Source organism: Geodermatophilus arenarius (assembly GCF_042654585.1).
In the GTDB taxonomy this organism is placed as follows: Bacteria; Actinomycetota; Actinomycetes; order Mycobacteriales; family Geodermatophilaceae; genus Geodermatophilus; species Geodermatophilus arenarius.
Genome location: NZ_JBHSGR010000005.1, coordinates 170,373 through 191,312 on the forward strand (window position 1 = coordinate 170,373; position 20,940 = coordinate 191,312).

The following is a 20,940-nucleotide window of genomic DNA, read 5'->3' on the forward strand; positions in this document are numbered from 1 at the left end:
CCGGGTCAGCCGCGGCCGGACTCCCCCGCCATCCGCTCCAGCCGGGCGATCCGCTGGGCCATCGGCGGGTGGGTGGAGAACAGCGCCGCCAGGCCCGCGGCGCGGACAGGTGCCGCGATCATGAGGTGGCTCTGCGCGACCAGCCGGTCGTCGGCGGGCAGGGGCCGGGCCGAGGCGACGGCGGAGATGCGGCGCAGGGCGCTGGCCAGGGCCAGCGGGTCACCGCTGAGGCGGGCGCCGTCGGCGTCGGCCTCGTACTCGCGGCCGCGGGTGACCGCCAGCCGCACCAGCCCGGCGGCCAGCGGGCCGAGCAGCACCAGCAGCAGGGTCCCGAGGACGCCGCCGTCGCGGTCGTCGTCGGAGCGGCCGCCGAACAGCGTGGCGAACGTGGCCAGGTGCGCCAGGTAGGTGACGACGCTGGCCAGGGCTCCGGCGACGCAGCCGACCAGGACGTCGCGGTTGCGGACGTGCGAGAGCTCGTGGGCGAGCACCGCCCGCAGCTCCCGGCGGTCGAGCAGCTCGAGGATGCCCTGGGTGCAGCAGACGGCGGCCCGCCGCGGCGTGCGCCCGGTGGCGAAGGCGTTGGGCTGGTCGGTGGGGCTCACGTAGAGGCGCGGCATCGGCTGGCGGGCCTGGGTGGCCAGCTCCCGCACCATCGCGTACAGGCCCGGCGCCTGCGTCTCGGTGACCGGGAAGGCCCGCATCGCGCGCAGGGCCAGCCGGTCGGAGGACCACCAGGCCCAGCCGTTCACCCCGAGCGCGACGACGAGCGCCACGAGCAGACCGCCCCGCCCGCCCACCAGCGCCCCGGCGGCGAGGGCGAGACCGGCCACCAGGCCCAGGAGGAGCGCGGTCCGCACCCCGTTGTCCCATCGCCGCACGCCCCGGTGAACGGAACGGCCGCGACCGCCGTTCCCGGCCCCGGGCTGCGACCCCCGTCACGGACGGGAGTGGAGCGGAACACCCGTCCGTCGGGGAGGGTTGGTGTCGAGAGCGCCGCCCGCGACGGCGGGTCCCGTGAGCCGCTTCACAGGACCGGCGCGCGAACCCGGCCCGTAACCTGAGCCGTCGGAGGTAACCCTGATGACCGTCACCGGATCGCCCCTCACGCCCGGCAGCTCGGCCCCCGGCGGGCTCGTCAAGAGCGTCGTCGAACTCGACCGCGTCGTCATCCGGCTGGCCGGGGACTCCGGCGACGGCATGCAGCTGACGGGCAACCGGTTCACCAGCGAGACGGCGTCCTTCGGCAACGACCTGTCGACGCTGCCCAACTTCCCCGCCGAGATCCGCGCGCCGACGGGGACCCTGCCCGGCGTCAGCTCCTTCCAGCTGCACTTCGCCGACCACGACATCATGACGCCGGGCGACGCCCCGGACGTGCTGGTCGCCATGAACCCCGCGGCGCTCAAGGCCAACCTCTCCGACCTGCCCGGCGGCGGGCTGGTGATCGCCGACAGCGACGAGTTCACCCCGCGCAACCTGGCGAAGGTCGGCTACGCGACCAACCCCCTCGAGGACGGCTCGCTCGACGGCTGGCAGGTCGTCGCCGTGCCGCTGACCTCGATGACGCTCGAGGCGCTCAAGGACTCCGGGCTCGGCAAGAAGGAGGCCGAGCGGAGCAAGAACATGTTCACCCTCGGCCTGCTGAGCTGGATGTACCACCGGCCCACCGAGGGCACCGTGCGCTTCCTCGAGCGGCAGTTCCGCCGCAAGCCGGAGATCGCCGCGGCGAACATCGCGGCCTTCCGCGCCGGCTACAACTACGGCGAGACGACCGAGGCCTTCGCCGTCTCCTACGAGATCAAGCCGGCCCCCATGGCGCCGGGCCGCTACCGCAACATCTCCGGCAACCAGGCGCTGGCCCTCGGGCTGGTCGCCGCCGGCCAGCGGTCGGGCCTGCCGGTGTTCCTCGGCGCCTACCCGATCACCCCGGCGTCGGACATCCTCCACGAGCTGTCCCGGCACAAGGCGTTCGGCGTGCGCACCTTCCAGGCCGAGGACGAGATCGCCGGCATCGGCGCGGCGCTGGGCGCCTCGTTCGGTGGCGCGCTGGGCATCACGACGACGTCGGGCCCCGGCGTCTCGCTGAAGTCCGAGACCATCGGCCTGGCCGTCATGACCGAGCTGCCGCTGGTGATCGTGGACGTGCAGCGCGGCGGGCCCTCGACCGGCCTGCCCACCAAGACCGAGCAGTCGGACCTGCTGCAGGCGATGTTCGGCCGCAACGGCGAGGCGCCGCTGCCGGTGATCGCGCCGCGCTCCCCGGCCGACTGCTTCGACGCCGCGCTCGAGGCGTCGCGGATCGCGCTGAAGTACCGGACGCCGGTCATGCTGCTGTCCGACGGCTACCTGGCCAACGGCGCCGAGCCGTGGGCGATCCCGGCGGCCGACGAGCTGCCCGACCTGCGGGTGGAGTTCGCCACCGAGCCCAACGGCGCCACCGCCGACGGGACGCCGGAGTTCCTGCCCTACCTGCGCGACCCCGAGACCCTGGCCCGGCCGTGGGCGATCCCGGGCACCGCGGGCATGCAGCACCGCATCGGCGGGCTGGAGAAGGCCGACAGGACCGGCAACATCTCCTACGACCCGGCCAACCACGACCTCATGACCCGGCTGCGGCAGGCCAAGGTCGACGGCATCGCCGCCGACATCCCGCCCACCGACGTCGACGACCCCGACGGCGACGCGCGGGTCGCCGTCATCGGCTGGGGCTCCACCTACGGACCGATCGGGGCCGCCTGCCGGCGGATCCGGCGCTCGGGCCGCAAGGTCGCCCAGATCCACCTGCGGCACGTCAGCCCGATGCCGGCCGACCTCGGCGAGGTGCTGAGCCGGTACGACCGGGTCGTCTGCCCCGAGATGAACATGGGGCAGCTCGCACTGCTGCTCCGCGCGAAGTACCTCGTCGACGTCCAGAGCCACACCCAGGTGCGCGGGCTGCCCTTCCGGGCCGCCGAGCTGGCCGGGGTCGTCCAGGACGTCATCGACTCCACCACTCCGACGGCCAGCACCGGAGGCCAGCAGTGACCACCTCCCCGCACGTCCACGACCTCGGCATGCCGGGCACCCCGATCGACGCGCGCATCCAGCAGGCGATCGCCGACTCCGTGACCACCCAGGGCGAGAAGCAGACCGCCCTCAAGGCCAGGGACATGAAGACCGACCAGGAGGTGCGCTGGTGCCCGGGGTGCGGTGACTACGTCATCCTCAACGCGGTCCAGAGCTTCCTGCCCTCGCTCGGCATCGCCCGCGAGGACATGGTCATCGTCTCGGGCATCGGCTGCTCGTCGCGGTTCCCGTACTACATGAACACCTACGGGATGCACTCGATCCACGGCCGCGCCCCGGCCATCGCCACCGGCCTGGCCGCCTCGCGGCCGGACCTGTCGGTGTGGGTCGTGACCGGTGACGGCGACGCGCTGTCGATCGGCGGCAACCACCTGATCCACGCGCTGCGCCGCAACGTGAACATGACGATCCTGCTGTTCAACAACCGGATCTACGGGCTGACCAAGGGTCAGTACTCCCCCACGTCCGAGGTCGGCAAGGTCACCAAGTCCACCCCGATGGGCTCGCTGGACCACCCGTTCAACCCGGTCTCGCTGGCCATCGGCGCCGACGCCACGTTCGTCGGGCGGGCGATGGACTCCGACCGCAAGGGCCTCACCGAGGTGCTGCGGCAGGCGGCCGAGCACGAGGGCACCGCGCTGGTGGAGATCTACCAGAACTGCAACATCTTCAACGACGGCGCCTTCGACCTGCTCAAGGACCCGGCCACCGGCCCGATGTGGACGATCCCGCTGGTCCACGGCGAGCCGCTGGTGTTCGGCCCGGACGGCGCCTCGTGCGTGGTCCGCGACGAGTTCGGGGGCCTGCGGATCGCCGAGACCAACCAGGTCGACGCGAGCGAGATCGTCGTCCACGACGCGACCCGCCAGGACCCCTCCTACGCGTTCGCGCTGTCGCGGCTGTCCAGCCAGGACCTGCGGTACACGCCGATGGGCGTCTTCCGGTCGGTGCGCAAGCCCACCTACGACCGGATGATGCTCGACCAGCTCGAGGAGGCCCGCACCGGTGGCGGCGGCGACCTCGACGCGCTGCTGGCCGGCAACGACACCTGGACCGTGTCCGCGTAGCCGTCAGCTCCCGACCGGCCCGTCCTCCTCGCGGAGGGCGGGCCGGTCGCGTCCTCCGACGACCTCGGCCAGCGCGGGGAGCGCCCGGGTGAGCCCGGCGCGGGACGGGGCGGCGAAGCCCAGGACCAGGCCGGCGGCCGGGCCGTGCGGCCCCGGTCCGGTCAGGTGCCGGGCCAGCCCGTCGACGGCGAGCCCGCGGACGGCCGCGGCGGCGACCACCGCCTCCTCGGCCGCACGATCCGGGAGCGGGACGAACACGTGCGCGCCCGCCGGGTCCCCGGTGACGGCCACGCCTCCGGCGGCCAGCTCCCGCAGCACGAGGGCCCGCCGCTCGGACAGCTCCCGGCGCAGCCGCCGCAGGTGCCGGGCCAGGTCGCCCGAGGACGCCAGCGCCGCGAGCACCCGCTGGCCGGCGCGGGCGGGCCGGGTGCCGGTCGCCGTCCGGGCGGCCACGAGCCCCGCCCGCAGGGCCGGCGGCGCCACCAGCCAGCCGGTGCCCAGGGTCGGGCTGACGATCTTGCTGCTGGTGCCGAGGTGCACCACGACGTCGGGGGCCAGGGCGGCCAGCAGCGGCAGCGGGGCGACGTCGTAGCGCAGCTCGCCGTCGTAGTCGTCCTCCAGCACCCACCAGCCCTCGGCCCGCGCGCGGGCGACCAGCGCCACGCGGCGGCCCGCCGACATCCGCCGGCCCAGGGGCCACTGGTGGGCCGGCGTGCAGTAGACCGCGGCCAGCCCGTCCGGGACGGCGTCGACGACCAGGCCGTCGCCGTCGACCGGGCAGGGCACCACCTCGACGCCGGCCGCGCGCAGCGCCCCGGCCGCCCGCTGGTAGCCGGGGTCCTCCACGCCGACCCGGCTGCCCGGCGGCAGCAGCCGGGCGACCTCGGTGACGGCGGCGGAGGTCCCCCCGGTGGCGAGCACGTCGGCGGGGTCCACCGGCAGGCCGCGGTGCCGCAGCAGGTGCCCGGTGACCGCGGCCTGGAAGGCGGGATCGGCCGCGGGCTCGGGCGCGGCGTCGGGGGGCTCGTCCCCGGCGGCCCGCCAGGCCCGGCGCCAGGCGGCGCGGTCGAGCACCTCCAGGCACGGCGACCCGGCCCGGAGGTCGACCGCCGCGGGGGGCGTGTGGGCCGGGCCGGGCCGGGGCGGCGGCGCCGGCCGTCCGGCGGGGGCGGCGCCGACGACGAAGGTCCCCGCGCCCTGCCGCCCGGCGGCCCAGCCCTCGGCGACGAGCTGGTCGTAGGCGGCGGCGGTCACGGTGCGGCTGACCCGCAGCGCCGCGGCCAGCTCGCGGGTGGACGGCAGCCGGTCGCCGGGGCGCAGCACGCCGCCGGCGGCCGCGGTGCGCAGGGCGTCGGCGAGCTGCACCGCGAGCGGGCGGCCGGCGCTGCGGTCGAGGACGACCGGGGGCATGTCCACGGGTGACCTCCGCTCCGATTGGCCTGGTCGACCGGCAGCCTACTGGCCCTTCCGGCAGGCCACTCCGCCACGCAGGCTGGAGCCGTGACCACTTCGACGCCCCTGTCCCCGACCCCGCGCAGCACCCTCCGGCGGCTGTCCGACCGCGCCCGTACCGACCGCGCCGACCTCTACGCCGTCCTCGACGCCGGCCTGGTCGGGCACCTCGGCGTCGTCCTCGGCGACGCCCCGGTCGTGCTGCCGACCGGCTACGGGCGCGACGGCGACACGCTGTACCTGCACGGGTCCACGGGAGCGGCGACGCTGCGGGCGGCCGCGGCGGGGGCGCCGGCCTGCTTCACGGTCACCCACCTCGACGGGATCGTGTACGCACGCTCGGCCATGCACCACTCGATGAACTACCGCTGCGCCGTCGTGCACGGGACCGCCCGGCCGGTCACCGACCCCGAGGAGCGGCTGCGCGCCTACGCGGTGCTGACCGAGCACCTGGCGCCCGGGTCGTGGACGGCCACCCGGCAGCCGTCCCGGAAGGAGGCCGCGGCGACGGCGGTGCTCGCGCTGGACCTGACCGAGGCCAGCGTCAAGGTCCGCACCGGGCCGCCGGTCGACGACGAGGAGGACCTGGGCCTGCCGGTGTGGGCCGGCGTGCTGCCGCTGCGCACCGTCGTCGGGGAGCCCGAGCCCTGCCCGCTGCTGCCCGACGGGACCCCGGTACCCGAGCGCGTCCTCCGCCGGCGGGTCTGACGCCGTGACACCGGCGGCCCGCCGGCCGACACCGCGGCCAGGTGCCCGGGAGGACCTCGGTGCCCCCACGCCCCGCACGCTCGGCGCGGGCCCCTGCACCGGGGCCGATCGCGGCGCTGAGCCGTTCCCGCTACGCGGGTGTCACACGCAGGAGGACGTCCTCGCCGCCGCCGTTGTCGGTGGTGACGTACAGCGCGCCGTCGACGCCGAGCCGGGGCGTCCGGATGCGGCCGAAGCGGTCCTCGAGTCCCGGCATCCGGAACTGCTCGGTCAGCCGTCCCTGGTCGTCGATCCGCAGCGCGAGCACGCCGGTGTCCTTCTGCACCCCCACGAGCAGCAGCCCGTCGTAGCCGCCCCACTGGATCCCGCTGAGGAAGTCGGCGCCGCTGGTGGCGATCGTCGGGTCCCCGGACGACCAGACCGCCGGGACGGCGCCGGGCAGCCCGGGATCGGTCATCGGGACGCTCTCGTCGTAGGAGCCGTCGGCGCCGTCGGGGTCCCAGCCGTAGTTGCCGCCGGGCACCGACCGGTTCACCTCGTCGTCGCGGTCGGGCCCCTGCTCGACGGTGTAGACCTCCCCGGTCCCCGGCTGGACGGCGATGCCCTGCACGTTGCGGTGCCCGTAGCTCAGCAGCAACCGGGTGACCGGGTCCGGGTCGTCGGCGAACGGGTTGCCCGGCGCGGGCCCGCCGGTGGCGGGGTCGACCCGCAGCACCTTGCCGGCGAGCGTCGAGCGGTCCTGGGGGTTGCTGCCGACGGCGTTGTCGCCGGTGCCCACGAGCAGCGCGCCGTCGGGCGCGAAGCGGACGCGGCAGCCGCCGTGCCGTCCGGTGCGCTCGTTGACCGGGATGTCGTCGACCAGCGGGTCGGCGACGCGGGTGGCGCGGGTCCAGCCGGCGTCGACGGTCCAGGCGATCACCTGGATCTCCGCGCCGCCGTCCGCCTGCACGCCCTGGCAGGTGTAGAGCCGGCGGTTGCCGGCGAAGGCCGGGTCGAGGGTCAGTCCCATGAGGCCGGTCTCGCCGTCGGCGAAGAGGTCGGAGAAGTCGGCCTCGAGCGCCCGGGCGGTGCCGTCGGGCAGCACCGCGGTGAGGCCGCCGCCGCGCTCGTCGACCAGCAGGGTGCCGTCGGGCGCCTGGGCGACGTCCCACGGGTGGTCGAGCCCGTCGAGGACGGTCTCGACCCGCAGCTCGGGCAGGCCGCCCGGCGCGGTCACCCCGCCGTCGGGGGCCGCGGTGGCCGCCTCGTCCTCCTGCGCACCGGGCAGGTCGCCGGTCGCGTCGGCCCCGTCGGCTCCCCCGGCCCCCGAGCAGCCGGTCAGCACCAGGACGGCGGCCAGGACCGTGGCCCTCGCGCAGCGGCCCGCCGCGAGCGTGCGGGCGGTGGGGGGCACGGGGGTCCTTCGTCAGCTGGTCCGGGTGACCACGTAGTCGCACAGCGCCGACAGCGCGTCCCGCACCTCACCGGCCGGGACGGCGGACAGCGAGGACCGGGCGCGGTCGGCGTAGTCCCGCAGCACCGCGCCGGCGCGGTCGAGCGCCGCGGACCCCCGCAGCAGCGCCAGCGCCTCGGCGTGCTCGGCGTCGTCGGACAGCGGGCGGGAGACCAGCTCGCGCAGCCGCGCGTCGGCGGGGTCGTCCCCGGCCAGCGCGATCAGCGCGGGCAGCGTGGCGACGCCCTCCCGCAGGTCGGTGCCGGGCGCCTTCCCCGACGCGCCGTCCTGGCTGACGATGTCGAGCAGGTCGTCGGAGATCTGGAACGCGACGCCGACCTCCTCGCCGAAGCGGGTCAGCGCCCCCACCAGGTCGGCGTCGACCCCGGCGAAGCGGGCGCCGAAGCGGGCCGAGGTGGCGACCAGGGAGCCGGTCTTGTCGGCCAGCACCTCGAGGTAGTGCTGCACGCGGTCCTCGCCGGGGCGGGCGCCCACGGTCTCCCGGATCTGGCCGGTGACCAGCCGCTCGAACGTGCGCGCCTGGATGCGGACCGCCTCGGGGCCGAGGTCGGCGAGCAGGTCCGAGGCGCGGGCGAACAGGAAGTCGCCGGTGAGGATCGCGACGCTGTTGGTCCACCGGCTGTTGGCGCTGGGCGCCCCGCGGCGGACGGCTGCCTCGTCCATGACGTCGTCGTGGTACAGCGTGGCCAGGTGGGTGAGCTCGCAGACGACGGCGGCCCGCACGACGTCCGGCGCGTGCGCGTCGCCCAGGTGGGCGGCCAGCAGCGCGAGCATCGGGCGGAAGCGCTTGCCGCCCGCGGCCATGAGGTGGCCCGCGGCCTCGGAGACGAACGGGTGCTCGCTGGCCACCGCGGTGGCCAGCGCCGCCTCCACGTTGGCCAGCCCCTCCGCCAGCGAGTCGCCGAGGGCCCCGCCCGGGAGCCAGGGGCCCATGGTCGAGGCGGGGGTCGAGATGCGGTGCCAGACCTCGGCCGGGGCGATCCCGTCGACGGCGGCACGGGGTCCGGTCATCAACCGACGAAGATAGCCGCCCGATCGGCGAGACCGAGCACCGCCCCGGGGACGATCCCCAGGACCAGGGTGGCCGCGGCGGTCACCGCGAGGACGACGGTGGTGGGCAGCCCGGGGACGCCGACCGTGGGACCGTCGGCGGCCGGCTCGGAGAAGTACATGAGCACGATCACCCGCAGGTAGAAGAACGCCGCCACCGCGCTCGCCAGCAGCGCGACCAGCGCCAGCGGCCAGGCGCCGTCCTCGATCGCTGCGCGGAAGACGGCGAACTTGCCGGTGAAGCCGCTGGTGAGCGGGATGCCGGCGAGCGCGAGCAGGAACAGGCTCATGACCGCGGCGGTGACCGGCGAGCGCTGCGCGAGGCCCGCCCACTGCGACAGGTGCGTGGCCTCGCCGTCGCCGCTGCGCACCAGGGTGAGGACGGCGAACGCGCCGAGCGTGGTCAGGCCGTAGACCAGCAGGTAGAACATCACGGCCGACAGGCCCGTCCCCGGGTAGCCGAGGACGCCGGTGAGCAGGAACCCGGCGTGCGCGACCGACGAGTAGGCCAGCATCCGCTTGAGGTCGGTCTGGGTGAGCCCGAGGACCGCGCCGACGACCATCGAGACGATCGCCACGGCGTAGACCAGCGGCCGCCAGGTCCACTCCTCGGTGCCGAACGCGACGTAGAGCAGCCGCAGGATCGCGCCGAAGGCGGCGACCTTGGTGCAGGCGGCCATGAACGCGGTGACCGGGGTGGGCGCGCCCTGGTACACGTCCGGCGTCCAGGTGTGGAACGGCGCCACGCTGGCCTTGAACAGCAGCCCGACGATCAGCAGCGCCAGGCCGAGGACGGCGAGCGTGCCGCCCCCGCCGGCCGCGACCGCCTCGCGGACCGCGGAGAGCCGGACGCTGCCGGTGGCGCCGTAGACCAGCGCCAGGCCGTAGAGGAAGAACGCCGAGGCGAAGGCGCCCAGCAGGAAGTACTTGACCGCCGCCTCCTGCGACAGCAGCCGGCGCCGGCGGGCGAGGCCGCTGATCAGGTACAGCGGCAGGCTGAGCACCTCGAGCGCGACGAACATCAGCAGCAGGTCGTTCGCCGTGACGAACAGCATCATGCCGCCGATGGCGAAGGTGGCCAGCGGGTAGACCTCGGTCTGCACGCGCTGCACGGTGAGCAGCTCGCGGTCGCGGACGCTGCCCGCGGGCACCGCGGCGGAGACGACGAACGCGGAGCGGGCCGGGTCGAGGTTGCGCTCGGCGAACAGCAGGAGCGACAGCGCGCCGAGCCCGGCGATGGTGGCCTGCAGGAACAGCCCGGCGCCGTCGACGGCGAGCGCTCCCCCGGCGGTCACCTCGCGGGTGCCCGCGAGCAGCAGGGTGCTGACCAGCCCGCCGAGGGTGCCGACCAGCGCGACGGCGACCTGCACCGGGTGGCGGGTGTCGCGCGGGCCGAACGCCTCGACGAGCACGCCGACGCACGCGGCGCCGAGGACGAACAGCAGCGGCGCGAGCGCGGCGAAGGAGAGGTCGGGGGCCTCGATGGTCATCAGTCGGTCCCCTCGGTCGGAGCGTCGACGCCGGCCGGGTCGGCGCCGACGTCGCTCATGGTGGCGGCGACGGCGGGCTCGATCAGCCGGATCAGCGGCTGCGGGTAGACGCCCAGCACGATGACCAGGGCCACGAGCGGGGCGACGACGGCCGTCTCGCGGCGGGTCAGGTCGCGCAGCCGCGCCGTCGCCCGGGCCGCGGGGGTCGGGGCGGTCAGGGTCGCCGTCGCGCCGTGCGCACCGCCCGCGGGGGCCGGGGCCGGCTCGTCGTCGGCCGGGAAGAGCACGCCGCGCGGCGGGCCGTGCATGGTCCGTTGGTAGAGCAGCAGGACGTAGAGCGCGGCCAGGATGATCCCGACGGTGGCCAGGACCGTGAACACCGGCCGGGTCGGGAACGAGCCGATCAGCACGAGGAACTCGCTGACGAAGCTGTTGGTGCCCGGCAGCGCCAGCGACGCGAGCCCCGCGACCAGGAACACCCCGGCCAGCTTCGGCGCCCGCGTGGCCACGCCGCCGTAGTCGCCGACCAGCCGGGAGCCGCCGCGGGCGATGAGCATCCCGACGACGAGGAACAGCAGGCCGGTCGCGATGCCGTGGTTGACCATGTACAGCACCGCGCCGGTGCCGGCCTCGGTGGTGAAGGCGAAGACGCCGAGGGCGATGAAGCCGAAGTGCGCGATCGAGGTGTAGGACACCAGCCGCTTCATGTCGCTCTGCCCCATCGCCAGCAGCGCGGCGTAGAGGACGCCGGCGACGGCGAGGACGAGCACCAGCGGGGCGAACTCCCGGGAGGCGTCGGGGAACAGCGGCAGGCAGTAGCGCAGGAACCCGAACGTGCCGACCTTGTCGAGGACGCCGACGAGCAGCACCGCGCCGCCGATCGGGGCCTCGGCACCGGCGTCGGGGAGCCAGGTGTGCAGCGGCACCAGCGGCGCCTTGATCGCGAAGGCGACGAAGAAGCCGAGGAACAGCAGGCGCTGGGCGGCCGGGTCGATGTCGAGCTGCCGCAGCGACTCGAAGGCGAACGTCCCGTCGCCCGCCGCCTCGCTGACGACGTACAGGCCGATGACCGCGGCGAGCATGACCAGTCCGCCGACCAGGCTGTACAGGAAGAACTTGACCGCCGCGTACTGCCGGCGCGGGCCGCCGAAGCTGCCCACGAGGAAGTACATCGGGACGAGCATCGCCTCGAAGAAGACGTAGAAGAGGAAGACGTCGGTGGCGGCGAAGACGCCGACCATGCACGCCTCGAGCAGCAGCAGCCAGGCGAAGAACGTCCGCATCGAGCGGCGGCCGGTGGGCTCGTCGCGCCAGGAGGCGAGCACGACCACCGGCACGAGCACACCGACCAGCAGCAGCATGACCAGGGCGATGCCGTCGACGCCGAGGGCGAAGTCGACGCCGAAGCCCTCGATCCACGGCACCGACGTCGTCAGCTGGAACCGGTCGCCGTCGGGGTCGAACGCGACCGTGGCCAGCACCGCGAGCACCAGCACGACCAGGCTGACGCCGAGGGCGAGCTGCCGGGCCAGCGCCGTGTTCGCGCGGGGCAGCGCCGCGACGACGGCGGCGCCCACCGCGGGCACCACCAGCATCGCGACCAGGAGCAGGGAGTCGCTCACTCTGTCGTCGTCCTCTCCTGAGAGCCCGGCTCGCTCACCCGGCCGTCACCGCCAGCAGCGCCCCGGCCACCAGGACCGCGCCGCCGAGCATCCCGAGCGCGTAGGACCGGACGAACCCGGTCTGCGCCCGGCCCAGCCGCGACGACGAGCCGCCGAGCGTGGCGGCCAGGCCGTTGACCGCGCCGTCGACGCCGCGGTTGTCCACCCACACCAGCGCCCGGGTGAGCCACTGGCCCGGCCGCATGAACAGCGACTCGTTGACCGTGTCGGCGTAGAGGCTCCTCCGCGCCGCGCGCACCACCGGCGAGACGCGGGCCGGGGCGACCTCGGGGACCTCGCGGCGGCCGACGAACAGCCACGCCGCCAGGACGCCGACCAGCATCACCGCGGTCACCACGATCCCGACGACGGCCGGGGCGACCACGTGCGCGGCCTCCTCGGGCTCGCCGAACACCGGGGCGAGCCACTCGTCGAGCGGGAACACCTGCACCAGCAGGAACCCGGCGGCCACCGAGCCGGCGGCGAGCACCACCATCGGCGCGGTCATCACCGTCGGCGCCTCGTGCGGGTGCCGGCCCTCGGTCCACCGCGGCCGGCCGAGGAACGTCATCAGCACCAGCCGGGTCATGTAGAAGGCGGTCAGCCCGGCGCCGACGACGGCGACCGCGCCGAGCAGCCAGCCCCACCCGTCGCCGCGGTCCAGCGCCGCCTCGATGATCGCGTCCTTGGTCCAGTAGCCGGACAGGAACGGGAACCCGATCAGCGCGAGGTAGCCCAAGCCGAAGGTGACGAAGGTGACCGGCAGCTTCCGCGCCAGCCCACCGAAGCGGCGCATGTCCACCTGGTCGCCCATTGCGTGCATGACCGACCCGGCACCCAGGAACAGCCCGGCCTTGAAGAAGCCGTGGGTGAGCAGGTGGGCGATCGCCGCGGCGTAGCCGACCGGGCCCAGGCCCACGGCCAGGAACATGTAGCCGATCTGGCTGACCGTGGAGTACGCGAGCACCTTCTTGATGTCGTCGTACGCGCAGCCCACGACCGCGCCGTAGAGCAGCGTGACCGCGCCGACGGCCAGGACGACGGCGCGGGCGGTCGGCGTCAGGTCGTAGATCGGCGCGGAGCGGGCGATGAGGTAGACGCCGGCGGTGACCATCGTCGCGGCGTGGATGAGTGCCGAGACCGGCGTCGGGCCCTCCATGGCGTCGGGCAGCCACGCCTGCAGCGGGAACTGGCCGGACTTGCCGCACGCGCCGAGCAGCAGGAGCAGGCCGAGCGCCGTCACCGTGCCGCCGGCCAGGGCGCCGACCCCGCCGAAGACGCCCTCGTAGGAGACCGTCCCGAGCTGGGCGAACATCACGAAGATCGCGAGAGCCAGGCCGACGTCGCCGACCCGGTTCATCACGAAGGCCTTCTTCGCGGCGGTGGCCGCGGCGGGGCGCTCGTGCCAGAAGGCGATGAGCAGGTAGGAGGCCAGGCCGACGCCCTCCCACCCGACGTAGAGGGCCACGTAGTTGTCGCCGAGGACCAGCAGCAGCATCGCCGCGACGAACAGGTTCAGGTAGGCGAAGAACCGGCGCCGCCGCGGGTCGTGCGCCATGTAGCCGACCGAGTAGACGTGGATGAGCCCGCCCACGCCGGTGATCAGCAGCATGAAGGTCGCCGACAGCGGGTCGACCAGCAGCCCGGCCTGCACGTCGAGCGAGCCCACCGACAGGAAGGTGAACAGGTCGACGTCGACCGCCCGCTCCTCCAGCCCGGCCAGCTGCACGGTGGCCAGCAGCGCGACCACGAACGCGGCCAGGACGGTCGCCGTCCCCAGCAGGTGGCCCCAGCGGTCGGTGCGGCGCCCGCCCAGGAGGAGGACCGCCGCCCCGAGCAGCGGCAGTGCGATGACCAGCCACGAGGCCGACAGCAGGCCCTCTGCGGCGACGGCGGATTCCATGGGGTGCCGGCTCCCGTCAGTACTTGAGCAGGTTGGCGTCGTCGACCGACGCCGACCGGCGGGTCCGGTAGATCGACATGATGATCGCGAGGCCGACGACGACCTCCGCGGCGGCGACGACCATGACGAAGAACGCCATGATCTGGCCGTCGACGGTGCCGGAGGCCCGGGCGAAGGTGACCAGCGTCAGGTTGACCGAGTTGAGCATCAGCTCGACGCACATGAACACGACGATCGCGTTGCGCCGCACCAGCACGCCGACGGCGCCGACGGTGAACAGGATCGCCGCGAGCACCAGGTAGTGCGTGAGGCTCACCGCCGGTCCTCCGGTGCCGGGTCGAGCGTGCCGAGGGCGGCGTCCGGGCTGCCGAGCTGCGCCCGGCCGGTGGGACGGGGCATCTGGTCGACCTCCTGGGGCTCGATGTCGGTGGCCAGGCTGTCCTCGGCGATCCCGCCGTCGGGCAGCAGCGCCCCGGCGGCGACGGAGTTGGCGCGGGCGTACACGCCGGGGCCGGGCAGCGTCTGCGGCCGGTCGGTGAGGAACCGGGCGCGGGAGAGCTCCTTCTGCGTCCGCCGGGTGCCGGGCTCGCGCTCGATGTGCGCGAGCACCATCGCGCCGACCGCGGCGGTGATCAGCAGCGCGCTGGTGACCTCGAAGGCCAGCAGGTAGCGGGTGAACAGCAGCTCGGCGATCGAGTCGATGTTGCCGGTGCCGCCCTGCGCGTCGGACAGGCCCGCGACCGGGGTGTCCTGCGTGGCGCGGGCGATGCCGGCGCCGACCAGCCCGGCGAACCCGACGCCGAGCACCGTGGCCGCCACCCGCTGCCCGCGCAGCGTCTCGACCACGGAGTCCGAGGAGTCCCGGCCGACCATCATGAGCACGAACAGGAACAGGATCATGATCGCGCCGGTGTAGACGATGATCTGCACGGCGCCGAGGAACGGCGCGGACTGGACGACGTAGAACACGCCCAGGGCGAGCATCGTGTTGACCAGCCACAGCGCCGAGTGGACGGCGTTGCGGCTGAACACCATCCCCAGCGCCCCGGCCAGCGCGACCGGGCCCAGGATCCAGAAGACGACGGCCTCGCCGGTGCCGATGACGACCTCGGTCATGCCCGCTCCACCGTCACCGGCTCGGCCGGCGAGCCCTGCTGCGGGTCGCGCACGTAGTAGGCCTTCTCGTCGTCACCGAGGCGCATCGGGTGCGGCGGGGCCTCCATGCCGGGCAGCAGCGGGGCCATGAGCTGCTCCTTGGTGTAGATCAGGTCCTGCCGGTTGTCGTCGGCCAGCTCGAAGTCGTTGCTCATCGTCAGCGAGCGGGTGGGGCAGGCCTCGATGCACAGCCCGCAGAAGATGCAGCGCAGGTAGTTGATCTGGTAGACGCGGCCGTACCGCTCACCGGGGCTGTAGCGCGCGTCCTCGGTGTTGTCCCCGCCCTCGACGTAGATCGCGTCGGCCGGGCACGCCCAGGCGCACAGCTCGCAGCCGACGCACTTCTCCAGCCCGTCGGGGTGCCGGTTGAGCACGTGCCGGCCGTGGTAGCGCGGCTTGGTCACCTTGGGGACGTCGGGGTACTCCTCGGTGGTCACCTTCTTGAACATCTGGGCGAAGGTGACGCCGAAGCCCTGGCCGGGCGCCGGCAGCAGGCTGCGGTGTGGCGCGGGCGTGCCGCCGCCGGCCCGCTCGACCTCACCGCCCCGGGCCGCCTGGGCCAGTCCCTTCGACTCGCCGCCGGTCGCCGGGTCCTGGTCAGCCATCGGTCTCCTCCTGTGCGCTGGTGGCCGTGCTGCCCGTGGTGCTGCCCGTGGTGCTGCCGGCGGCTCGGCGGCCGCTGCTGACCACGCCGCCCTCGGGACGCGCGCCCACCGGCTCGGCGCGGCGCAGCCGTGGCGACGGCGGCACGACGAGGTCCATGGGCGGCACCGGGAAGCCGCCCTCGGCGCGGGCCGGGCCGGTGCGCTGCGCCGGCCGGTGCCGCGGCCCGGCCGGGGGCAGCACCTCGGGGTCGGGGTCCGGGTCGGTGGCGTGGACGCCGCCGGCCGCGGCGTCCTCGGCCATGAGCCGGGTGTCGCGGTTGCTGGCCCGGCTGGCGACCGACAGCGCCAGCAGCACCAGCAGCGCGATCGGCACGCCGACGAACACCGCCACCTGGCCGGTGGACAGGTCCGCCTCGCGGGAGACGGTGCGCATGGTGGCGACCGCGAGGATCCAGGCCAGCGCCGTCGGCACCAGGACCTTCCAGCCGAAGCGCATGAACTGGTCGTAGCGCAGCCGGGGCAGCGTCCCGCGCAGCCAGATGAACACGAACAGCGCGGCGGCGACCTTGAGGAAGAACCACAGCAGCGGCCACCAGCCGGAGTTGGCGCCGTCCCAGATCGAGATCGGCCACGGGGCCCGCCAGCCGCCGAGGAACAGCGTCGCGGCCAGCGCCGAGACGGTGACCATGTTGATGTACTCGGCGAGGAAGAACAGCGCGAACTTCAGCGACGAGTACTCGGTGTGGAAGCCGCCGACCAGCTCGCTCTCCGCCTCGGGCAGGTCGAACGGCGCCCGGTTGGTCTCGCCGACGACAGCGATCACGTAGATGACGAAGCTGACCGGCAGCAGGACGGCGAACCAGCTCGGCCCGGTGAACTCCAGCCCGAAGAACGACAGGCGGTTGCCGTCGGCCTGGGCGGCGACGATCTCCGAGGTCGACATCGACCCGGCGTAGAGGAACACCGCGACGATCGACAGGCCCATCGCGATCTCGTAGCTGACCATCTGGGCGGCGCTGCGCAGCCCGCCGAGCAGCGGGTAGGTCGAGCCCGAGGCCCAGCCGGCCAGCACGATGCCGTAGACGCCCATCGCTGAGCAGGCCAGGACGACGAGGACGCCGATGGGGGCGTCGGTGAGCTGCAGCGGGGTCTGCTGGCCGAAGATGCTGACCACCGGGCCCAGCGGGATGACCGAGAAGGCCAGGAACGCGGGGATGGTCGCGATGACCGGGGCCAGGAAGTAGACCGGCTTGTCCGCCATCGCGGGCCGGATGTCCTCCTTGAACGCCAGCTTCAGCCCGTCGGCGAGGCTCTGCAGGTAGCCGCGCGGGCCCACCCGGTTGGGGCCGATGCGCTGCTGCATGCGGGCGACGACCTTGCGCTCGAACACGATCGCGAACAGCGTCATCAGGACCAGCACGACGAAGACGCCGACGATCTTGACGAGCACGATCCACCAGACGTCGTGCCCGAAGTCCTCGAGCGTCGGCTGGTCGGCGGCGGCGAGCAGGGTCACGCGGCACCTCCCGCGCTCGATCCGGGAGCGCTCAGCCGGACGACGCCGCCGGGCGCCGTGCCGAGGCCGGTGCGCAGCTCGCTGCCGGGTGAGCGCATCGGCAGCCACACCACGTCGTCGGGCATCTCGGTGACGCAGACGGGCAGGGTGACCGAGCCGGTGGCGCCGGTGACGGTGAGCGGGGCGCCGTCGGCCACACCGAGCCCGGCGGCCCGAGCGGCGCTGATCCGCACCACCGGCGGGCGGGCGGTGCCGGCGAGCTCGGGCTCGTCGCGCTGCAGCGTCCCGACGTCGAGCAGCTGCCGCCAGGAGGCCAGCAGCGCCTCCCCCTCGCCCGGCTCCGGCGCCACGGCCGGCGGCACGTCGAGGCCGCCCTCGGCGCGGGCGCTCGTGTCGCCGAGGTGGGCGAGCTCGGCGCGGGCCGCGTCGGGGGTGGGCAGCCGCAGGTCGGCGTCGAGGTGCTCGGCCAGGCCGTGCAGCACCCGGCCGTCGGGGAGCTGGCCGGTGCCGTGCAGCGTGGCGTCGAAGGACCGCACCCGGCCCTCCCAGTCCAGGTAGCTGCCGGCCTTCTCCGGCGCGGCGGCCACCGGCAGGACGACGTCGGCGTGCTCGGTGACGGCGGTCGGCCGCTGCTCGAGGCTGACGACGAACGACGCCGCGGCCAGCGCCGCCGCCGCGAGCGCGGGGTCGGGCAGGTCGGCGGGGTCCACGCCGCCGACCACGAGGCCGGCCAGCCGGCCGTCGCGGACCGCGGTGAGGATGCCGGTGGTGTCCCGGCCCGGGAACGCCGGCAGGTCGGCGGGGTCCACGCCCCACAGCGCGGCCACCTCGGCGCGGGCGACGGGGTCCTCGACCGGCCGGCCGCCGGCCAGCAGCGCGGCCAGCGCGCCGGCCTCGACGGCGCCGCGCTCCCCGGCCCGCCGCGGCACCCAGGCCAGGCGGGCGCCGGTGGCGCCGGCGAGGGCGGCCAGCGCGGCGCACTCGCCGCCCACCTCGGCCAGCCGCTCGCCGGCCAGCACGACCGCGCCGGGCTGCCGCAGCGCCTCGACGGCCGGGCCGCCCCAGCTGCCCTCGGCCAGCGCCGCGAGCGCGCGGGCCTCCTCGCCGGGCCGGGTGACCAGCACGGTGGCCTGCAGCTTCTGCGCCGCGCGGGTGGCGAACGGCGCCAGGTCGTAGACGGCCAGCCCGCCCTTGCGCACCGCCCGGCGCAGGCGGAGGAAGACGATCGGCGACTCCTCCTCCGGCTCGAAGCCGGCCAGCAGCACGGCCGGGGCGGCGGTGAGGTCGTCGTAGGTGACCGCCCCGCGCCCGGGGCCGGTGCCGGCCACGTGCGCGGCGAGGAACGCCTGCTCCTCGGCGGAGTGCGCGCGGGCGCGGGCGTCGACGTCGTGGGTGCCCAGGGCCACGCGGGCGAACTTCGCCCAGGCGTAGGCGTCCTCGACGGTCAGCCGGCCGCCCGGCAGCACCCCGACGCCGCCCGCGGCCCGCGCCGCGCGCAGGCCCTCGGCGGCCGCGGCCCACGCGTCCGGCCAGGAGGCGGGCTCCAGGACGCCGCCGCGGCGGACCAGCGGGGTGGTGAGCCGGTCGTTGGTGGCGGCGTAGCGGAAGGCGAAGCGGCCCTTGTCGCAGGTCCACTCCTCGTTGACCGCCGGGTCCTCCCCCGCCAGCCGGCGCATGACCTTGCCGCGCCGGTAGTCGGTCCGCATGGAGCAGCCCGACGCGCAGTGCTCGCACACCGAGGGCTCGCTGCGCAGGTCGAACGGCCGCGACCGGAACCGGTACTGCGCGCTGGTGAGCGCGCCGACCGGGCAGATCTGGGTGGTGTTGCCGGAGAAGTAGGAGGAGAACGGCTCGTCCTCGTAGACGGCGACCTGCTCCAGCGCGCCCCGCTCGAACAGCTCGATGAACGGGTCGCCGGCCACCTGCTGGGAGAACCGGGTGCAGCGGGCGCACAGCACGCAGCGCTCGCGGTCGAGCAGGATCTCGCTGCTGATCGGCAGCGGCTTGGGATAGGTCCGCTTGACGTCGACGAAGCGGGTCTCGGCGCGGCCGTTGCTCATGGCCTGGTTCTGCAGCGGGCACTCGCCGCCCTTGTCGCAGACCGGGCAGTCCAGCGGGTGGTTGATCAGCAGCAGCTCCATCGTGCCCTGCTGCGCCTTGTCGGCGACCGGGCTGGTCAGCTGCGTCTTCACCGCCATGCCGTCGGTGACCGGCATGGTGCAGGAGGCCACCGGCTTGCGCTGGCCCTCCACCTCGACGAGGCACTGCCGGCAGGCGCCGACGGGGTCGAGCAGCGGGTGGTCGCAGAACCGCGGGATCTGGATGCCGACCATCTCCGCGGCGCGGATGATCAGCGTCCCCTTGGGCACCGCGACGTCGAAGCCGTCGATGGTGCAGCGGACGGCGTCCGGCGGGGTGTGCGGGCCGGGGACGCCCGGCGGCACCGCCGGCGCGGGCTCGGGGGCGGTGGGAGTGAGCGTCACGAGGCGACTCCGACGGGCTCGAGCCGCAGCGAGCGGCCCAGGCGGGCCTGCTCCTCCGGCGGCAGCAGGGCGACGTAGTCGTCGCGGAAGTACTTGAGCGAGCTGGTGATGCAGCTGGTCGCGCCGTCCCCGAGGGCGCAGAACGAGCGGCCGAGGATGTTGTCGCAGGTGTCGGTGAGCAGGTCGAGGTCGGCCGCCGTCCCGCGGCCGTCGACCAGCCGCCGCAGCACCTGCACCAGCCAGTAGGTCCCCTCGCGGCAGGGCGTGCACTTGCCGCAGGACTCGTGCGCGTAGAACTCGGTGAACCGCAGCGTGGCCTCGACGATCGAGTCGGTCTCGTCGAACACCATGAGCGCCGTCGTGCCGAGCATCGAGCCCGCGGCGGCGACCGAGTCGAAGTCGAGCGGCACGTCGAGGTGCTCGGCGGTGAAGTACGGCGTCGAGGAGCCGCCCGGCGTCCAGAACTTGAGCTCGTGCCCGGCCCGCACGCCGCCGGCCATCTCCAGCAGCTCGCGCATCGTGGTGCCCATCGGCGCCTCGTACTGGCCGGGGCGGGTCACCCGGCCCGACAGCGAGTAGATCTTCGGCCCGGGCGACTTCTCCGGCCCGAACCGCTTGAACCAGTCGGCGCCGCCGCGGACGACGAACGGCACGGTGGCCAGCGTCTCGACGTTGTTGATGACCGTCGGGGCGCCGTAGAGCCCGGCGACCGCGGGGAACGGCGGCTTGAGCCGCGGCTGGCCGCGGTAGCCCTCGAGCGAGTCGAGCAGTGCCGTCTCCTCGCCGCAGATGTAGGCCCCGGCGCCGGCGTGCACGACCAGCTCCAGGTCGTAGCCCGAGCCCAGGACGTCGCTGCCGAGGTAGCCGGCCGCGTAGGCCTCCTCGACGGCGGACACCAGCCGGCGGTGGGCGTGCACCGCCTCGCCGCGGACGTAGATGACGGCGAACCGGCAGCGGATCGCGTACGCCGAGATGATCACGCCCTCCACCAGGGAGTGCGGGTCGGTCATCATCAGCGGCAGGTCCTTGCAGGTGCCGGGCTCGCCCTCGTCGGCGTTGACCACGAGGTACTTGGGCATCGCGGCCGGCCCGGTGGGCGTCTCCCCCGGCTTGGGCTGCGGGATGAAGCTCCACTTCATGCCGGTGGGGAAGCCTGCGCCGCCGCGGCCGCGCAGGCCGGAGTCCTTGACCAGGGAGACCAGCTCGTCGGGCTGCATCGACAGTGCGGTGCGCAGCGCGGCGTAGCCGTCGAGGGACTCGTAGGTGGACAGCCGCCAGGGCTGCTCGGCGCCCCAGCGCGAGGTGAGGACGGGGGTGAGGGGCATCGG

General features: G+C 74.6%; 16 protein-coding genes. 3 read left to right on the top strand and 13 right to left on the bottom strand.

What is annotated here, in order from left to right; genetic code table 11:
• Positions 1 to 5 precede the first annotated feature (5 nt).
• Positions 6 to 881 carry a zinc metalloprotease HtpX gene (gene htpX / locus ACFO3M_RS06855; RefSeq protein ID WP_387987816.1) on the bottom strand — a complete coding sequence of 292 codons (876 nt, stop codon included), beginning with the start codon at positions 879 to 881 and terminating at the stop codon, positions 6 to 8.
• Between the two features lie 202 nt (positions 882 to 1,083).
• Between htpX and ACFO3M_RS06860 the strand changes: the two genes are divergently transcribed.
• Both ACFO3M_RS06860 and ACFO3M_RS06865 read left to right on the top strand, forming a co-directional pair.
• On the top strand, positions 1,084 to 3,027 hold the full coding sequence (locus ACFO3M_RS06860; protein ID WP_387987818.1) for a 2-oxoacid:acceptor oxidoreductase subunit alpha: 1,944 nt from the start codon (positions 1,084 to 1,086) through the stop codon (positions 3,025 to 3,027).
• Positions 3,024 to 4,136 carry a 2-oxoacid:ferredoxin oxidoreductase subunit beta gene (locus tag ACFO3M_RS06865; protein ID WP_387987820.1) on the top strand — a complete coding sequence of 371 codons (1,113 nt, stop codon included), beginning with the start codon at positions 3,024 to 3,026 and terminating at the stop codon, positions 4,134 to 4,136. The genes ACFO3M_RS06860 and ACFO3M_RS06865 overlap by 4 nt, the downstream gene beginning before the upstream one ends.
• 3 nt (positions 4,137 to 4,139) lie before the next feature.
• On the opposite strand, the gene pdxR is transcribed toward ACFO3M_RS06865, so the two are convergent.
• On the bottom strand, positions 4,140 to 5,546 hold the full coding sequence (gene pdxR, locus ACFO3M_RS06870) for a MocR-like pyridoxine biosynthesis transcription factor PdxR (RefSeq protein WP_387987850.1): 1,407 nt from the start codon (positions 5,544 to 5,546) through the stop codon (positions 4,140 to 4,142).
• A 90-nt stretch (positions 5,547 to 5,636) separates the two neighbouring features.
• Between pdxR and ACFO3M_RS06875 the strand changes: the two genes are divergently transcribed.
• The gene (locus tag ACFO3M_RS06875; protein ID WP_387987822.1) at positions 5,637 to 6,296 is read left to right on the top strand and encodes a pyridoxamine 5'-phosphate oxidase family protein; all 660 of its coding nucleotides are present in this window, start codon (positions 5,637 to 5,639) and stop codon (positions 6,294 to 6,296) included.
• Between the two features lie 130 nt (positions 6,297 to 6,426).
• On the opposite strand, the gene ACFO3M_RS06880 is transcribed toward ACFO3M_RS06875, so the two are convergent.
• Genes ACFO3M_RS06880 through nuoF form a run of 11 tightly spaced genes read right to left on the bottom strand, consistent with a single transcriptional unit; the run spans position 6,427 to position 20,937 of the window.
• Entirely contained in the window at positions 6,427 to 7,689 is a 1,263-nt protein-coding gene (locus tag ACFO3M_RS06880) for a PQQ-dependent sugar dehydrogenase (RefSeq protein ID WP_387987823.1), read from the bottom strand.
• 12 nt (positions 7,690 to 7,701) lie between these two features.
• Positions 7,702 to 8,760, bottom strand: a complete 1,059-nt coding sequence (locus ACFO3M_RS06885) for a polyprenyl synthetase family protein (protein WP_387987824.1) — start codon at positions 8,758 to 8,760, stop codon at positions 7,702 to 7,704.
• Positions 8,760 to 10,289: an NADH-quinone oxidoreductase subunit NuoN gene (gene nuoN / locus ACFO3M_RS06890; RefSeq protein ID WP_387987825.1), complete on the bottom strand. Its 1,530-nt coding sequence runs from the start codon at positions 10,287 to 10,289 to the stop codon at positions 8,760 to 8,762. Before nuoN ends, ACFO3M_RS06885 begins: the two co-directional genes overlap by 1 nt.
• Positions 10,289 to 11,911, bottom strand: coding sequence for an NADH-quinone oxidoreductase subunit M (locus tag ACFO3M_RS06895; RefSeq protein WP_387987826.1), 1,623 nt, complete (start codon positions 11,909 to 11,911; stop codon positions 10,289 to 10,291). The genes nuoN and ACFO3M_RS06895 overlap by 1 nt, the downstream gene beginning before the upstream one ends.
• A 34-nt stretch (positions 11,912 to 11,945) precedes the next feature.
• Positions 11,946 to 13,853: an NADH-quinone oxidoreductase subunit L gene (gene nuoL / locus ACFO3M_RS06900; RefSeq protein WP_387987827.1), complete on the bottom strand. Its 1,908-nt coding sequence runs from the start codon at positions 13,851 to 13,853 to the stop codon at positions 11,946 to 11,948.
• 16 nt (positions 13,854 to 13,869) lie between these two features.
• Positions 13,870 to 14,169: an NADH-quinone oxidoreductase subunit NuoK gene (gene nuoK / locus ACFO3M_RS06905; RefSeq protein WP_387987828.1), complete on the bottom strand. Its 300-nt coding sequence runs from the start codon at positions 14,167 to 14,169 to the stop codon at positions 13,870 to 13,872.
• Complete coding sequence (locus ACFO3M_RS06910) at positions 14,166 to 14,969, bottom strand: NADH-quinone oxidoreductase subunit J (RefSeq protein ID WP_387987829.1); 804 nt, start codon at positions 14,967 to 14,969, stop codon at positions 14,166 to 14,168. Before ACFO3M_RS06910 ends, nuoK begins: the two co-directional genes overlap by 4 nt.
• A complete protein-coding gene (gene nuoI / locus ACFO3M_RS06915; protein WP_387987830.1) occupies positions 14,966 to 15,613 on the bottom strand; it encodes an NADH-quinone oxidoreductase subunit NuoI in 648 nt (215 codons plus the stop codon). The genes ACFO3M_RS06910 and nuoI overlap by 4 nt, the downstream gene beginning before the upstream one ends.
• Positions 15,606 to 17,129 carry an NADH-quinone oxidoreductase subunit NuoH gene (gene nuoH / locus ACFO3M_RS06920; RefSeq protein ID WP_387987831.1) on the bottom strand — a complete coding sequence of 508 codons (1,524 nt, stop codon included), beginning with the start codon at positions 17,127 to 17,129 and terminating at the stop codon, positions 15,606 to 15,608. Before nuoH ends, nuoI begins: the two co-directional genes overlap by 8 nt.
• On the bottom strand, positions 17,126 to 19,612 hold the full coding sequence (locus ACFO3M_RS06925; RefSeq protein WP_387987832.1) for an NADH-quinone oxidoreductase subunit G: 2,487 nt from the start codon (positions 19,610 to 19,612) through the stop codon (positions 17,126 to 17,128). Before ACFO3M_RS06925 ends, nuoH begins: the two co-directional genes overlap by 4 nt.
• On the bottom strand, positions 19,609 to 20,937 hold the full coding sequence (nuoF, locus tag ACFO3M_RS06930; RefSeq protein WP_387987833.1) for an NADH-quinone oxidoreductase subunit NuoF: 1,329 nt from the start codon (positions 20,935 to 20,937) through the stop codon (positions 19,609 to 19,611). Before nuoF ends, ACFO3M_RS06925 begins: the two co-directional genes overlap by 4 nt.
• Positions 20,938 to 20,940: the final 3 nt, after the last annotated feature.